Source organism: Janthinobacterium sp. PLB04 (assembly GCF_021165895.1).
GTDB classification, from domain to species: domain Bacteria; phylum Pseudomonadota; class Gammaproteobacteria; order Burkholderiales; family Burkholderiaceae_D; genus Janthinobacterium; species Janthinobacterium lividum.
The window spans coordinates 4,780,510-4,797,021 of the sequence record NZ_CP088968.1 but is presented as its reverse complement, the minus strand read 5'-3'; the positions used below and the strand labels follow the sequence as shown (position 1 = coordinate 4,797,021).

Genomic DNA, 16,512 nt, shown 5'->3' with positions numbered 1-16,512 from the left:
TGACTATGCTAGAGTCGTTTCACGCTAGGGAACGATGTTTTTTCAGCTGATTTTCAGCTCTTGATTCCCCCGGCTTTGTACCGAAACAACTCCGAAAAACGGTCGTCCGGCCTGAGTGTGTCCCACCTCGGCCGGCGCCACAGACTCGCCGTGCCAGCGGCCACTACAAGGATAAGCGATGGATTCGCAGACAACACCCAACACCCCGCGGCGCAGCCGCCGTTCGAAAATCGTCGGCACGGTCATCGCGCTGGCCGTGATGGCTGCGCTGGGGGGCGGTGCCGGGTACCTGACCCACTCCGGCACCAGCGCCCAGGGCGGCCCCGGCATGGGCGGTCCTGGCGGTGCTGGCGGGCCCGGCGGCCCGGGCGGGCGCCGCGGCGGCCCTTCGACCACCGTGGGCGTGGCCACGGCCGTCAAGTCCGACCTGCCCGTGGTGCTCGATGCGCTGGGCACCGTGACGGCCGCCTCCACCGTGACGGTGCGCCCGCAAGTGTCGGGCATCCTGAAGGAATTGAAATTCAAGGAAGGCGGCATGGTCAAGGCGGGCCAGGTGGTGGCGCAGATCGACCCGGCCCAGTTCGAGATGGCGCTGATGCAGGCCACGGGCCAGCGCCAGCGCGATGAAGCGCAATTGGAAAACGCGCGCCTGACTCTGAAGCGCTATCAAACCCTGCTGGGCCAGGATTCCATCGCGCGCCAGGACGTCGACACGCAGGCCGCCCTGGTGAAACAGCTGGAAGGCACCGTCATGACGGACCGCGCGGCCGAAGGCACGGCGCGGCTGAACCTGGGCTACACCAAGGTGGTGTCGCCGATCAGCGGGCGCGCGGGCCTGAAGGTGGTCGACATCGGCAACCTGGTGAGCACCGGCGATACGGGTGGCGTGGTGGTGGTGACGCAGCTCTCGCCCATCGACGTGGAATTCTCCGTGCCGCAGGATAAGGTGCAGACCATCCAGGAGCGCCTGAATTCGGGTTCGGCCCTGGCGGCGCTGGCGCTGGACCGCACGCGCACGCATACCCTGGACAAGGGCAGCTTGAGCGCGCTGGACAACCAGGTCGACGTACAGACGGGCACCGTGCGCGCCAAGGCCCGCTACACGAATGACAAGATGGCCCTGTTCCCCAGCCAGTTCGTCAACGTGCGCCTGGAGCTGGGCAATATCACGGGCGCCGTGCTGGTACCCGTGACGGCCCTGCGTCACAGCAATAACGGCGACTTCGTCTACGTGCTGAAAGCGGATAAAACCGTCACCGTGCGCATGGTCACGCGCGGCCAGGCCACCACCGACATGGTGGAAATCCGCGCCGGCCTGGAAGCGGGAGAACAAGTCATCACGGAAGGCGCCGACCGCCTGAAGGAAGGCGCGAAAGTCACCCTGGCGGGCGACAAGCCTGCCATGGGCGGCGCAGGGGGCGCGGGAACCGCCAACGGCGAACGCCGCCACCGCCGCCAGCACGCTGACGGCGCGGCCAGCGCATCGGCCTCGGCATCCGCGCCGGCCAGTGCACCGGCGGCAACCCCCGCGAAGGGCGCAGCGCAATGAGTCCATCGACGCCATTCATCCAGCGCCCCGTCGCCACGGCGCTGCTGATGCTGGCCATCGTGCTGGCGGGGCTGGTCGGCTTCAAGTTCCTGCCGCTGGCCGCCTTGCCGCAGGTGGACTTCCCCACCATCCAGGTGCAGACCTTGTACCCGGGCGCCAGTCCCGAAGTCATGGGGCAGACGGTGACGGCGCCGCTGGAGCGCCAGTTCGGGCAGATGTCGGGCTTGCAGCGCATGAGTTCCACCAGCGCGGCCGGCGTCTCCATCATCACCCTGCAATTCACCCTGGGCCAGACCCTGGACGTGGCGGAGCAGGAAGTGCAGGCGGCCATCAACGCGGGCGGCTCGCTGCTGCCGACGGACTTGCCGGCGCCGCCCGTGTACGCCAAGATCAACCCGGCCGACGCGCCCGTGCTGACCCTGGCCATCACGTCCGACACGATGCCGCTGACGCAGGTACAGAACATCGTCAACACGCGCCTGGCGCTGAAGATCAGCCAGGTCAATGGCGTGGGCCTCGTCTCGCTGTCGGGCGGCCAGCGTCCGGCCGTGCGCATCCAGGGCGACACCAAGTTGCTGGCCTCGTACGGCCTGGGCCTCGACAGCCTGCGCACGGCCATCGCGGCGGCCAACGTCAACAGCGCCAAGGGCAGTTTCGACGGCCCCACGCGCTCGTTTACCATCAACGCCAACGACCAGCTGGTCACGGCGGAAGACTACAAGCGCCTGATCATCACCTATAAAAATGGCGCGCCCGTGCGCCTGTCCGACGTGGCGAATGTCGTCGACAGTGCTGAAAACACGCGCCTGGGCGCCTGGTCCGGCAAGCAGCCGGCCATCATCCTGAACGTGCAGCGCCAGCCCGGCGCCAACGTCATCAAGACGGTCGACGCCATCAAGGCCCTGCTGCCGGACTTGCAGGCCAGCCTGCCGGCGGCCATGAAGCTCGACGTGCTGAGCGACCGCACGACGGGCATCCGCGCTTCCGTCGAACACGTGGAAATGGAACTGCTGCTGTCCGTGCTGCTGGTGGTGCTGGTGATCTTCGCCTTCCTGCACAGCATGCGCGCCACGGTGATCGCCAGCCTGTCCGTGCCGATCTCGCTGATCGGCGCCTGCGGCGTCATGTATCTGCTCGGCTACAGCCTGAACAACCTGTCGCTGATGGCCCTGACGATTGCCACGGGCTTTGTCGTCGATGACGCCATCGTCATGATCGAAAACATCGCCCGCTACATCGAGGAGGGCGAAACGCCGATGGCCGCCGCCCTGAAGGGCGCGTCGCAGATCGGCTTTACCATCATTTCGCTGACGGTCTCGCTGATCGCCGTGCTGATTCCCCTGCTGTTCATGGGCGACGTGGTGGGCCGGCTGTTCCGCGAATTTGCCATGACGCTGGCCATCACGATCTTGATTTCCGCCGTGGTCTCGCTCACGCTGGTGCCGATGATGTCGGCGCGCTGGCTGAAAAGCCGTGCCGATGAAAAGGTCAGCGCCACGGGCCAGCGCATCCAGGCCTTCCTCGACCGCGTCATCGTGCAGTACGACCATGCGCTCGTGTGGGTGCTGAAACGCCAGGGCTTGACCCTGCTGGTGGCTCTGGCCACCTTGCTGCTGACCGTCGTCCTGTATATCACCATCCCGAAAGGACTGTTCCCCACGCAGGACACGGGGCAGCTGAAGGCGCGCATCGAAACTTCGCAAGCCGTCTCGTACGAGCGCATGGCTGCCTTGCAGCAGGCTGCCGCCAGCGCGCTGCTGGAAGATCCCGCTGTCGATACCCTGAGTTCCCTGGTGGGCGTGGATGCGGCCAACAACACCATGCTGCATACGGGCAGCATGCTGATCAACCTGAAGCGTCCGCGCAGCGGCAACCAGGATGACATCATGGAGCGCCTGCGCAACCGCGTGGCCAAGGTGGCCGGCGTGACCCTGTATCTGCAGCCGACGCAGGATCTGACCATCGATGCGGAATCGGGCCCGACGCAGTACCGCGTGTCGCTCGAAGGGGCCGACACGGCCACCGTCACCGAGTGGGCCGGCAAGCTGGCCGCGCGCATGCGCGAAAAATCGCAGCTGCGCAATGTCGTCACGGATGCTGGCGCCACGGGCGCCGCCGTCACCGTGGGGATTGACCGCGACAGCGCCGCGCGCATGTCCGTCACCACGGCTACCGTCGACGACGCGCTGTACAACGCCTTCGGCCAGCGCATCATCTCGACGATTTTCACGGAAACCAACCAGTACCGCGTGATCCTCGAAGCGCAGCCGGGCATCGTCACCACGCCGTCCGACCTGTCGGACCTGCAGGTGCGCACGGGTTCCGGCAAGTCGACGCCGCTGTCCGCCTTTGCCAGCGTCAGCGAAAAACAGGCGCCGCTGCAGATCACGCACGTGGCGCAATACCCGGCCACGACACTCGGCTTCGATACGACGCAGGGCGTGGCGCTGGGCAGTGCCGTCGACGCCATCCGCCAGGCCGCAAAGGATATCGCCTTGCCGCCATCGGTGACCCTGACCTTCCTCGGCGCGGCCGGCGCGTATGAAAACTCGCTGTCGAACCAGCTGTGGCTGATTCTGGCCGCCGTCGTCTGCGTGTACATCGTGCTGGGCGTGCTGTACGAAAGCTACATCCACCCGCTGACGATCCTGTCGACCCTGCCGTCGGCCGGCGTGGGCGCCTTGCTGGCGCTGATGCTCTCCGGGCAAGACCTGGGCGTGATCGGCATCATCGGCATCATCCTCTTGATCGGCATCGTCAAGAAGAACGCCATCATGATGATCGACTTCGCCATCGAGGCCGAGCGCGACGAGGGCAAGAGCCCGCAGGAAGCCATCCACCAGGCGGCGCTGCTGCGCTTCCGCCCCATCCTGATGACGACCCTGGCGGCGCTGTTCGCGGCCGTGCCGCTGATGCTGGGCTGGGGCGAGGGCGCCGAGTTGCGCCGTCCGCTGGGCCTGGCCATCTTCGGCGGCCTGATCGTCAGCCAGGTGCTGACCCTGTTTACCACGCCCGTCATCTACCTGGGCTTCGACCGCCTGGGCCAGCGTTTCGCTTCAAAGACACGTGGCGTGAGCCTGGACAAGCCGGGCGATAACGCGGGGAGCGCCGCGTGAACCTGTCCGAACCGTTCGTCAAGCGCCCCATCGCCACCGTGCTGCTGACCATCGGCATCGCGCTGGCGGGTATCGGCGCCTTCTTCGTGTTGCCCGTCTCGCCGCTGCCGCAGGTCGATTATCCGACCATTTCCGTCAGCGCCAGCCTGCCCGGCGCCAGCCCCGCGACCATGGCCACGTCGGTGGCCACGCCGCTGGAACGGCGCCTGGGCGTGATCTCCGGCGTGAACGAGATGACGTCGTCGTCGGGCACGGGCTCGGCGCGCATCAACCTGCAGTTTGACTTGAACCGCAAGATCGATTCGGCCGCGCGCGAAGTGCAGGCCGCGATTGCCGCCTCGCGCGTGGACTTGCCGGCCACCTTGCGCAGCAACCCGACCTACCGCAAGGCCAATCCGTCCGACGCGCCCGTGATCATCCTGGCGCTGACGTCGAAAACGCGCACGCCGGGCCAGATCTACGATGCCGTGTCGAACCTGGTGCAGCAGAAGGTGGCGCAAGTCAAAGGCGTGGGCGACGTGGAACTGGGCGGCGGCTCGCTGCCGGCCGTGCGCGTGGAACTGCTGCCGTACCAGCTCAATCACTATGCCGTGTCGATGGAAGACGTGCGCGCGGCCATCCAGGCCAGCAACGCCAACCGCCCGAAAGGGGCGATTTCCGGCGACGAGCGCAGCCTGCAGATCTATTCGGGCGCGACGACGGCTTCGGGCGGGCGCAGCGCCGCCGATTACCGCAGCCTGGTGGTGGCCTGGCGCGACGGCGCCGCCATCCGCCTCGACGACGTGGCCGAAGTGGTCGACGGCGTGGAGAACAACAATACCCTGGGCCTGTTCAATGGCGACCCTGCCGTCATCGTGCTGATCACGCGCCAGCCGGGCGCCAACGTCATCGCCACGGTGGACGGCGTGCGCGCGCTGCTGCCGCAACTGCAGGCGCAGCTGCCGGGCGACATCAAGCTGCAGGTGGCGTCCGACAGCACCAACTCCATCCGCTCCTCGCTGCACGAGATCGAGTTCACCCTGATCCTCTCCATCGTGCTGGTCGTGCTGGTGGTCAGCGCCTTTTTGCGCAGCGTGCGCGCCACCATCATCCCGGCCGTGGCCACCATCGTCTCCCTGCTGGGCACCTTCGGCGTGATGTACATACTGGGTTTTTCCCTGAACAACCTGTCCCTGATGGCGCTCACGGTGGCCACGGGCTTTGTTGTCGACGATGCCATCGTGGTGCTGGAAAACACGCAGCGCCACATCGAGGCGGGCATGGACCGCTTCAAGGCAGCCCTGCTGGGCGCGCGCGAAGTGGGCTTTACCGTGCTGTCGATCAGCCTGTCGCTGGTGGCCGTCTTCATCCCGCTGCTGTTCATGGGCGGGCAGGTGGGGCGCCTGTTCCGCGAATTTGCCGTGACCCTGTCGGCCGCCGTGATGATTTCGCTGGTCATTTCGCTGACGACCACGCCGATGATGTGCGCCTGGCTGCTGAAAAGCGGCGAGCAGCACAAGCCACCGGGCCTTGTCGCGCGCTGGTTCGAACGCGGTTTCGAGCGCATGCTGAAAGTGTACGAGCATTGCCTGGACTGGGCCCTGTCCAGCGCCGCGCTCGTGATGACCATCCTCGTGTTCGTCGTCGGCTTGAACGTGTACCTGTTCGCGGCCGCGCCCAAGGGCTTCTTCCCGCAGCAGGATACGGGCCAGATCAATGGCGGCATGCGCGCCGACCAGAGTATCTCGTTCCAGGCCATGCAGAGTAAATTGCGCCAGCTGGTCGACATCATCAAGGACGATCCGGCCGTCGCCACCGTCGTGGGGTTTACGGGTGGCGGCAGGGCAGGGGGCGGCTTCATGTTCATCGACCTGAAACCCGCGTCGCAGCGCACGGACAAGGGCCAGGCCGTGATCGCCCGCCTGCGTCCGCAGCTGGCCAAGGTGACGGGCATCTCGCTGTTCCTCAACCCCGTGCAGGATTTGCGCATGGGCGGGCGTTCCAGCAATTCGACCTACCAGTACACCCTGATCAGCGACAACCAGGCGGACTTGAAGAAATGGGCGGCCAAGCTGGCCGACCAGATGAAGCTGCAGCCAGCCCTGATCGACGTGGACACGGACCAGGCGGAAAACGGCGTGGAAACCTTTGTCAGCATCGACAAGGACCGTGCCACGCAACTGGGCGTGCAAGTCAAGGATATCGACAATGCGCTGTACAACAGCTTCGGCCAGCGCCAGGTGGCGACCATCTACGATGAGCTGAACCAGTACCACGTGATCATGGAAGTGGCGCCCCGCTATGCGCAAAGCCCGGAAGCGCTGCGCTCCGTGTACGTGCCGGCGTCGAATGCGGCCGCCGTCGCCGCCACCGGCACGACGACCGCCAGCGCCGCCACGGCCACCACCAGCGTTGCCGCGACGGCGTCCAACACGACGGCGGCGCGCGACCCGTCCAGCGGCTCGGCCCTGTCCACCACCCTGGCGCGCATGGTGCCGCTGTCGTCGTTCAGCAGCTTTGCCGAAAGCTCGACGGCGACGTCCATCAACCACCAGGGAGGGGAGCTGGCCACCACCGTGTCGTTCAACCTGGCCGACGGCTATCCGCTCAGCGACGGGCAGGCTGCCGTGGCCCAGGCGGAGTCGGAAATCGGCATGCCCGTGAATGTGCGCGGCAGCTTCCAGGGTTCGGCGAAGAGCGCGCAGGACAGCAACAAGGAGCAGCCGCTGCTGATCCTGGCCGCCATCGTGGTGATCTATATCGTGCTGGGCATCCTGTACGAAAGCCTGATCCACCCGATCACCGTGCTGTCTACCTTGCCGTCGGCAGGGGTGGGCGCCGTGCTGGCATTGCTGATGTTCCGCATGGAGTTTTCCATCATCGCCCTGATCGGCGTGTTTTTGTTGATCGGTATCGTCAAGAAAAATGCTATATTGATCATCGACTTCGCGCTGGAGGCCGAGCGTTCGCGCGGGCTGACAGCTGTGGAGGCGGTGCGCGAGGCATGTTTGCTGCGTTTCCGCCCCATTCTGATGACCACCCTGGCGGCGGCGCTTGGCGCCTTGCCGCTGGCGATCGGTTTCGGCGAGGGGTCAGAGCTACGCCAGCCCTTGGGGGTCGCCATCATCGGCGGCCTGATTGCCAGCCAGTTACTCACATTGCTGACTACCCCGGTGGTCTACATCCTGCTCGACAAGCTGCGCACGCGCAGCGCCGACGAGCAGCAATTGAGCCGCATTCCTGGGCCAGATAACCCGAGCACACAATCATGAAGCAAGTAAAACCTATCGTATCGACCGTTCCCGCGCGCCACCTGCTGGCGCTGGCCGCTGCCGTCCTGCTGGCCGGCTGCGCCGTCAGTCCCACGTATGAAACGCCGACGGCCGTCGCGCCGCAGACGTTCAAGGAGGCGGCAGGCTGGCAGCCGGCCGTGCCGGCCGACACGCTGGAACGGGGTCCGTGGTGGACCCTGTTCGGCGATGCGCAGCTGAACCAGCTGGCCGACAGCATTGAAGTATCGAACCAGAACGTGGCGGCCGCCATCGCCTCCTACGAGCAGGCGCGCGCGCTGGTGCGCGAACAGCGCGCCTCGCTGTTCCCCACCGTGAACCTGACGGGCAGCGGCGCCCGTTCCGGCGGCGGGGGCGAGCAGCAGACGAACAACAACTTCAAGGCCGCCATCGGCGCCTCGTGGGAACCGGATATCTGGGGCCGCCTGCGCGCGGGCGTATCGGGGGCGGACGCCAGTGCCGCGGCCAGCGCGGCGGACCTGGCCGCCGCCCGCCTGTCGGCGCAGGGCGAGCTGGCCACCAATTATTTTTCGCTGCGCCAGAGCGATGCGCAGATCGCGCTGCTCAATTCCACGATCGACGGCTACAAGCGCGTGCTCGAGATTACCGGCAACCGCTTCAATTCCGGCATCGCCGCCAAGTCCGACCTGCTGCAGGCGCAGACGCAGCTGGCCAATGCGCAGATCGATCTGTCCAGTCAGACGCGCGCGCGCGCCCAGCTCGAACACGCGATCGCCATCCTTTTGGGCCGCGCACCATCCGACTTCAGCCTGGCCGTGGCGCCGTGGACCCTGACCGTGCCGGACGTGCCGCTGGGCGTGCCATCGACCCTGCTGCAGCGCCGTCCCGACATCGCCGCCGCCGAGCGCAGGGTGGCCGTGGCCAACGAGCAGATCGGCATCGCCCGTTCCGCGTATTACCCGAGCTTGAACCTGACGGGTTCCTACGGTTCCGGCGCCAGCAAGGTGGGCGACCTGTTCAATGCATCGTCGAGCCTGTGGTCGCTGGGTGTGTCGGCCGCGCAAACCCTGTTCAACGCGGGCGCCACGACGGCCAGCGTGGATGCGGCCAAGGCGGGGCATGAAGCGGCCGTGGCGCGCTACCGCCAGACGGTGCTGTCCGCCTTTGGCGCCGTGGAAGACCAGTTGTCGGCCACGCGCGCGCTGGCCGAGCAGCTGGCCTTGCGCCAGCAGGCGTCATCGGCGGCCGACCAGGTCGAGCAGCAGATGCTGAACCGCTACAACGCGGGCCAGGTCGGCTATACGGAGGTGGTGACGGCGCAAGTGACGGCCCTGTCGGCGCGCCGTTCGCTGGTGCAGGCGCAGGCGGACCGCCAGACGACGGCCGTGGCCCTGATCCAGTCGTTGGGCGGCGGCTGGCATGTGCCGCAGGCGCAGTAGAGGGCGGGAGTAAAGGGCAGGCTGGCGCAGGGCAAATCCCTGCGCCAAATTTGCGTTTTGCCGCGCATCTTGAGTGCTAGAATGCAAGATTATCAATTGCTGGCCATGGCAAGGTTTGCCGAGGCTGGTTTCTAGCAGACGATGATAACCCGCAAACGCAGCAAAACCAGTCTGGTCAGGCTGCCTACTGTTCCTGAAGCGCCCACCATTGGTTTTCCCGTGGTGGCCATTGGCGCTTCCGCTGGCGGACTCGACCCTATTGTCGCTTTCCTGACCCATGTGCCGCTGGAAAGCGGCATCGCCTATGTGGTGATCCAGCACCTTGATCCCACGCAAAAAGCCCTGTTGCCGGAACTGCTGCAGCGGGCCACCAGCATACCCGTCACGGAAATCACGCACCAGGCGTCATTGCGGCCCAACCATATCTATGTGATTCCGTCGAATGCCGACCTGGGCCTGTCGAAGGGCCGTTTCCTGCTCAGCGAACCGCTGCAGCTGCGCGGACACCGCTTGCCCATCAATGCTTTCTTTGAGAGTCTGGCGGTCGAGCTGGGCGAACTGGCCGTGGGCGTGATCCTGTCGGGCATGGGCAGCGACGGCACGCGCGGCTTGCAGGCCATCAAGCAGGCCGGTGGCCTGACCCTGGCCCAGCATCCCGATACGGCCAAGTTCGACATGATGCCGCAAAGCGCCATTGCCGCCGACGCCGTGGACCTCGTGGATTTTCCCGACAAGATGCCGGAAAAGATCATCAGTTACCTGTTTCGCAGCAGTTTCCTGGAATTGCCGGGCAAGGAGCCGAGCGGACGCAATTCTTTGCAGGAAATTGTCGCCTTGCTGGCCGAACATACGGGCAACAGTTTCTCGGACTACAAGGTCAATACGGTCCTGCGCCGCATCGAGCGCCGCATGAGCTTGTACCAGATGACATCGATGGAAGAGTACATTCCCTATCTGCGCAACAATCGCGTGGAAATCGACTTGCTGTTCAAGGAGTTGCTGATCGGCGTGACGAATTTTTTCCGCGATCCGAAAGTGTGGGAATACCTGAAAATGGTGGTCTTGCCGCAAATGCTGGCGGCCCACCCGGAAGGGCGCGCCTTCAAGGCCTGGATTCCTGCCTGTTCCACGGGAGAGGAAGCGTATTCGCTGGCCATGGTCTTCCATGAAGTGGTGGCCGGCAGCAACCCGCCATCGAAGTACAGCCTGCAGATTTTTGCCACCGACCTGTCGGCCGACGCCATCGACCGCGCGCGCCAGGGCCGGTTTCCGCCAACGATCAGCAGCGATGTGTCGGCCGAGCGCCTGGAACGGTTTTTCTTGCAGGACAAGACCGATTACCTGGTCAGGAAAGAGATCCGCAACATGATCATCTTTGCCCAGCAAAACATCATTTCCGATCCGCCGTTTACCAAGCTCGATATCCTGTGCTGCCGCAACCTGTTGATCTACCTCAATGCCAAGTTGCAGCAGCGTTTGATTCCCCTGTTTCATTACGCCTTGAACCGCGACGGCGTTTTGCTGTTGGGCAGCGCCGACACGCCCGGACATTTTTCCGAGCTGTTCGCGCCGCTGACGACGTCGACCCGGCTGTACCGCCGGCTCGACAACCTGGCGCGCCAGCGCTTGCTGACGTACTTCCCCACGAAGGTATCGTCGGCCACTCCTCCTACCCCCAGCGACACGAGAGAAGTCAGCATGACTGGAAAAATCCAATCCCATGTCGAGCAATTATTGCTCCAGAAATATTCGCCTGCGGCCGTGCTGCTGAACCAGGATGGGGACATCCTGTATATCAACGGGCGCACGGGCGCCTTCCTGGAGCCGGCGGCAGGCAAGGCCAACTGGAATATCCACGCCATGGCGCGCGATGGCCTGCGTTACGAGCTGGCGGGTCTGATCAAGCAGGCGCTGCAAAGCGACAGCCTGGTACGCCTGAAAGGCTTGCTGCTCAAGGATCACGCAGGGCAGGCGCAGGGCGTGGATTTGACGGCGGAAGCCTTGCGCCAGCCCGAAGCGCTGCGCGGCATGCTCTTCGTGACGTTTGCCAGCGTGCCGCTGGCCGCCACCCCGCGCCGGGGCCGCTCGCTGAATCCCAAGGTGCTGGAACTGGAACAGCAGCTGATCCAGGCACGCAATGAAATCCAGGCCGTACGCGATGAAATGCAGACCTCGCGCGAAGAATTGAAATCGGCCAACGAGGAATTGCAATCGACCAATGAAGAGCTGCAATCGGCGAACGAAGAGCTGACTACCTCGAAGGAAGAAATGCAGTCGTTGAACGAAGAACTGTACACGGTTAATGCGGAGCTGCAATCGAAGGTCGACGATTTGTCGCTGGTCAACAGCGACATGAAAAATCTGCTCAATAGTACCGATATCGCCACCATTTTCCTCGACAGCGAGCTGCGCATCCGCCGCTTCACGGCGCCGGCCACGCAAATCTACAAGCTGATCCAGACGGACTTGCGCCGTCCGCTCAGCGACATCGTCAATGACCTCGCCTACCCGAATCTGGAAGTGGACGCGCTGGAGGTCATCCGCAGCCTGGTGTTTTGCGAGCGGCAGGTGCAGACCAAGAACGGGCGCTGGTACAACGTGCGCATCATGCCGTACCGCACGGTGGAAAATGTCATTGATGGCGTGGTCGTGACCTTTATTAACATTACCGAGTCAAAGGTACTGGAAGCCCAGCTGCGCCAGATCCAGGCCGGCGCCGTGGCAGACGGGAAAGCAGGAGAGAGCGCGTCATGAGCGAACCATTCGACGAGGAGAGCGGGCCGGCCAGATTGCGAGAGCAGGCCGGGCAATTGGCGGCGCAGCAGCGCCAGCCCGTAGCGCCGCCGCAGTCGAATGAAGACGTGATGCGCCAGCTGCATGAGCTGCAGGTCAGCCAGATCGAGCTGGAAATGCAGAGCGCGGCCCTGGCCGAACTGGAGCAGCTGAAGAATGAATTTGAAAGCAGCCGCGACCGTTATGCGCAGCTGTATGAACAAGCGCCCGTCAGCTATTTCTCGCTGGCGCGCGGGGGTGTCATCACACGCGTCAACGTGGCGGCCTGCGGCTTGCTGCAGCGCGACAAGAACCGGCTGTTGGGACGGCGTTTCGAGCAATTCGTTGCGCCGCAGGCGCAAGGGGACTTCCGCCGCTTCCTCGATGCGGTCTTTACCAACGGTGCGCGCCAGGTGCTTGAAGCGCAATTGTTTGAAGGCGAAGCGGGTGGCATGAGCGGCATGGTGCGCATCGAAGCCAATTACGATGCGGACAGCGCCACGGCGCGCATGGTGGTGACGGACCTGGGCGACGAGCACGCGCGCGAATCGGCCTTGCGGCGCGCTTTTGTGATACTCGACAGTATCCGTGAAGGCGTGCTGGTGACGGACAGCGCCAACCGCATCATTTCCGTCAATCCCGCTTTCACCACCATTACCGGCTACCAGGCGGAGGAAGCCATCGGCCGCGATCCGTCCTTCCTCGGCGGCGGCACGCATTTGCCGCATTTCTATGAAGCCATGTGGCGCAGCCTGCACCAGGATGGCAGCTGGTATGGCGAACTGGTGAACCGCCGCAAGAATGGCGAGCGCTTCGTCGAGTCGCTGTCGATCACGCCGATGCGCAGCCCGGATGGCGCGATCAGCCATTTCGTCGGCGTGTTTTCCGACATCACCGAGCGCAAGCTGGCCGAGGCGGACTTGCGCGAGCTGCACCGCGAGCTGGACCAGCGCGTGGTCGACCGCACGGCCGAATTGCTGCGGGCCAACCAGCATCTGCAGCTGGAAGTGCACCAGCGCGAGCGGGCGCAGGAAGCCTTGCGCGATGCGGAGCGCTTCTTTCACGCCACCATCGATTCATTGACGGACCGCGTGCTGGTGCTGGACCGGGCGGGCCGCGTCGCGCATGCCAACCAGGCGTGCCTGGATTTTGTCGGGCAGATGCAAAAACCGCAGAATTACCTGGAGTTTTGCGAGCTGGACCCGCGCTGGCAGCGCAGCGCCGGGCGCGAGCTGGCCGCCGGCATCCGCGCTGTCATTGCCGGCAATGCGGACACGTTTGCGCTCGAGTATGAGTTTGCCACGCGCGCCGGCCCCCGCTGGTCGCAGGCCAGGATCAGCCGCTTTCTCGGCGAAGGGCCGCTGCGGGTGGTGGTGGCGCATACGGATATCACCGAACGCAAGCTGATGGATGGCGCCCTGCGCCAGTCGCATGCGCAGCTGCGCCAGCTGGCGCTGCACCTGGAAACGGCCAAGGAGGACGAGCGCAAGCGCATCTCGCGCGATATCCACGATGAACTGGGACAAAACCTGCTGGCGCTGCGCATCGATATTTCCATGCTCAGCGCGCGCACGGAAGGTTCCCATCCGCGCCTGCACCGCCGCGTCGGTGCCGTGCTCAGCAACGTCGACACCACCATCAAGAGCGTGCGCGGCATCATGAACGAGCTGCGCCCGATGGCGCTGGACCTTGGCTTGCAAGCGGCCATCGAGTGGCAGGTGGGCGACTTCCGCAAGCGAAGCGGCATCGCTTGCCAGCTGCTGATACGCGACGAGGCATTGTTTTCCTCCATCGGCAGCCAGGTCGAGATCGTGCTGTTCCGCATCGTGCAGGAAGCGCTCAGCAACGTCATGCGCCATGCCCAGGCCAGCCAGGTGGAGATCGAACTCAGCTCGGATGCCTGCGCCGTGTATATGGTCATCAGCGACAACGGCATCGGCATCACGCCGCAGCAGCAGCGCAAGAAACAGTGCTTCGGCCTGATCGGCATCGCCGAGCGGGTGACGGCGCTGGGCGGGCAATTCGAGGTCGGCATGCCGGCATCGGGCGCCGGTTGCCGCCTGGCCCTGCAGATTCCCTTGCAGGGGACGGGGCGGCCGGCCGCCTGATACAGAAATTGCAATGGGTTAATTTTTGCCGACTCATGCCGCCTGGACAGGCTATACTTTCGCCTGCTATTTATGGAGGGGCATATCTTGTTCAAAACAATCGTTTTACCAGTCGCCTTGTTGGGCGCGTTCGCCGGCGCACACGCCGACGAAGGGCAGTGGCAACCACACCAATTGCCACAGCTGAAAGCCGAACTGAAACGGGTCGGCATCGAAATTCCTGCAGAAAAACTGGCTGACCTGAGCAAGCACCCGATGAGCGCCATTGTGTCGCTGGGCGGCTGCTCGGCCGCTTTCGTTTCCGACGCCGGCCTGGTGGTGACGAACCACCATTGCGCGTATGGCGCCGTGCAGCGCAATTCCACGCCGGAACACAATTACATCACCAACGGCTTCCTGGCCAAGACGCGCGCCGCAGAGCTGCCGGGCGGTCCGAACAGCCTCGTGTATGTGACGGACAAGGTGGAGAACGTCAGCGACCGCGTGCTGAAAGGCTTGACGGCCGACATGAGCGGCCGCGCGCGCCACGAAGCCGTGGAAAAGCGCGTCAAGGACCTGATCGCCGAATGCGAAACGGACAAGATGTACCGCTGCTCCGTGCCCGCCTTCCACCGCGGCCTCGAGTACTACCGCATCCGCCAGATGATGATACGCGACGTGCGCCTCGTGTACGCGCCATCGGACAAGATCGGCAACTTCGGCGGCGATACCGACAACTACGAATGGCCGCGCCACACGGGCGATTACTCGTTCCTGCGCGCCTACGTGGGCAAGGATGGCCGTCCGGCCGACCCGTCGCCCGACAACGTGCCGTACAAATCGAAGGATTTCCTGGTGGTCTCGGCCGAAGGCTTGAAAGCCGGTGACGGCATCTTGCTGGCGGGCTACCCCGGCCGCACCAGCCGCTACAAGTTGCCGGCGGAAATCCGCTTCGCGCGCGATACGGCCTTCCCCCTGAAAGTGTCGGAACTGCAAGCGGACCTGGCCGTGATGGCTGACGCCACGAATGGCGACGCTGCCGCTGCCGTGCGCTATGCGAGCGTCGTGAAAAGCATCAACAACGTGCTGAAGAAAACCCAGGGCTTGCTCGATGGTTTCGCGCGCAAGGACATCGCCGCCATCAAGGACGTGCAGGATGCCGAGTTCCGCGCCTGGTATGCGAAGCAGCCGAACGTGTCGCCGACCCTGCTGGCCGAACTGGACGCGGCGATCGCCAGCGACATGGCCTTGAGCGAAGAAGAGTTCGCCTGGAGCGTGGCCACCAACAGCGACTTGCTGAAAAGCGCGCGCACCCTCTACCGTTTGTCGCTGGAGCGCCAGAAGGCGGACGCCGAGCGCGAATCGGGCTTCCAGCAGCGCGACCTGGCTTTCATCAAGGCCCGTCTGGCCCGCCTGGAACAGTCGTATGTCAACAAGGTCGACCAGGCGCGTTTTGAGGCGGGCCTGAAGCGCTACGCGCAACTGGCGGCGAAGAGCCATCCGCAAGGCCTGGACGCGCTGCTGCCGGCGCCAGGTGCCGTGGCGGCCCTGTACCAGCAGACGCAACTGGCTGATACGGCCAAGCGCCTGGCCTGGCTGGAAAAGGACCAGGCCGCTGTTGCCCAGTCCGACGATGCCTTCATGGCGCTGGCCATCAAGCTGCAGCCGGTCGAAGCGGCACTGGAAGAGCGCCGCAAGGAAATCGACGGCAACCTGGAACGCGTGATTCCGCAATACATGCAAGCCGTGATTGCATGGAAAAAGTCGCAAGGCAAACCGGTCTATCCTGACGCCAACTCGACCCTGCGCGTGACCTACGGCACCGTGTCGCCCTACTCGCCGCGCGATGGCATCACCAAGGGACCGTTCACGACCGTGGAAGGCATCGTCGAGAAAGTCACGGGCAAGGCCCCGTTCGAAGCGCCGCAAGGCTTGATTGACGCCGTCAAGCAAAAACGCTACGGCCAGTTCCGCGACCCGGCCCTGGGCACGGTGCCCGTCAACTTCCTCACCAGCGCCGACACCACGGGCGGCAATTCCGGCTCGGCAGTGATGAACAAGCGTGGCGAATTGATCGGCCTGAACTTCGATTCGACGTATGAATCGATCACCAAGGACTGGTACTTCGACACGGCCATCACGCGCGCCATCCACCTCGACATCCGCTACATGCTGTGGGTGATGAAGGAAGTGGACCATGCGGATAACTTGCTGCAGGAAATGACCATCAAGTATCCGAAGGCTGCCAAGAAGTAATTTTTCCCAGCTGGGATAAAAGCCGCATCCGCCGCAGGGTCGATGCGGCTTTTTTGCGGCGGC

7 protein-coding genes are annotated in these 16,512 nt (G+C 64.4%); all 7 read left to right on the top strand.

Annotated elements, in window-relative coordinates:
- Positions 1-178: 178 nt before the first annotated feature.
- The 7 genes from LSO07_RS21110 (at position 179) to LSO07_RS21080 (ending at position 16,449) form a co-directional block, all read left to right on the top strand.
- The gene (locus tag LSO07_RS21110; RefSeq protein ID WP_151096492.1) at positions 179-1,549 is read left to right on the top strand and encodes an efflux RND transporter periplasmic adaptor subunit; all 1,371 of its coding nucleotides are present in this window, start codon (positions 179-181) and stop codon (positions 1,547-1,549) included.
- Complete coding sequence (locus LSO07_RS21105) at positions 1,546-4,665, top strand: efflux RND transporter permease subunit (protein ID WP_151096491.1); 3,120 nt, start codon at positions 1,546-1,548, stop codon at positions 4,663-4,665. Before LSO07_RS21110 ends, LSO07_RS21105 begins: the two co-directional genes overlap by 4 nt.
- On the top strand, positions 4,662-7,916 hold the full coding sequence (locus LSO07_RS21100; RefSeq protein WP_151096490.1) for an efflux RND transporter permease subunit: 3,255 nt from the start codon (positions 4,662-4,664) through the stop codon (positions 7,914-7,916). Before LSO07_RS21105 ends, LSO07_RS21100 begins: the two co-directional genes overlap by 4 nt.
- Positions 7,913-9,334, top strand: a complete 1,422-nt coding sequence (locus tag LSO07_RS21095) for an efflux transporter outer membrane subunit (RefSeq protein WP_191909745.1) — start codon at positions 7,913-7,915, stop codon at positions 9,332-9,334. The genes LSO07_RS21100 and LSO07_RS21095 overlap by 4 nt, the downstream gene beginning before the upstream one ends.
- A 141-nt stretch (positions 9,335-9,475) precedes the next feature.
- Positions 9,476-12,088 carry a chemotaxis protein CheB gene (locus LSO07_RS21090; RefSeq protein WP_151096489.1) on the top strand — a complete coding sequence of 871 codons (2,613 nt, stop codon included), beginning with the start codon at positions 9,476-9,478 and terminating at the stop codon, positions 12,086-12,088.
- The gene (locus tag LSO07_RS21085; RefSeq protein ID WP_225317375.1) at positions 12,085-14,214 is read left to right on the top strand and encodes a PAS domain-containing sensor histidine kinase; all 2,130 of its coding nucleotides are present in this window, start codon (positions 12,085-12,087) and stop codon (positions 14,212-14,214) included. The genes LSO07_RS21090 and LSO07_RS21085 overlap by 4 nt, the downstream gene beginning before the upstream one ends.
- An 87-nt stretch (positions 14,215-14,301) precedes the next feature.
- On the top strand, positions 14,302-16,449 hold the full coding sequence (locus LSO07_RS21080) for a S46 family peptidase (protein ID WP_404811503.1): 2,148 nt from the start codon (positions 14,302-14,304) through the stop codon (positions 16,447-16,449).
- Positions 16,450-16,512 lie beyond the last annotated feature (63 nt).

Bases quoted from the DNA above. Each gene is read 5' to 3' on its own strand.
- LSO07_RS21090 (WP_151096489.1), top strand. From the start codon at position 9,476: ATGATAACCCGCAAACGCAGCAAAACCAGTCTGGTCAGGCTGCCTACT.
- LSO07_RS21105 (WP_151096491.1), top strand. From the start codon at position 1,546: ATGAGTCCATCGACGCCATTCATCCAGCGCCCCGTCGCCACGGCGCTG.
- LSO07_RS21095 (WP_191909745.1), top strand. From the start codon at position 7,913: ATGAAGCAAGTAAAACCTATCGTATCGACCGTTCCCGCGCGCCACCTG.
- LSO07_RS21085 (WP_225317375.1), top strand. From the start codon at position 12,085: ATGAGCGAACCATTCGACGAGGAGAGCGGGCCGGCCAGATTGCGAGAG.
- LSO07_RS21110 (WP_151096492.1), top strand. From the start codon at position 179: ATGGATTCGCAGACAACACCCAACACCCCGCGGCGCAGCCGCCGTTCG.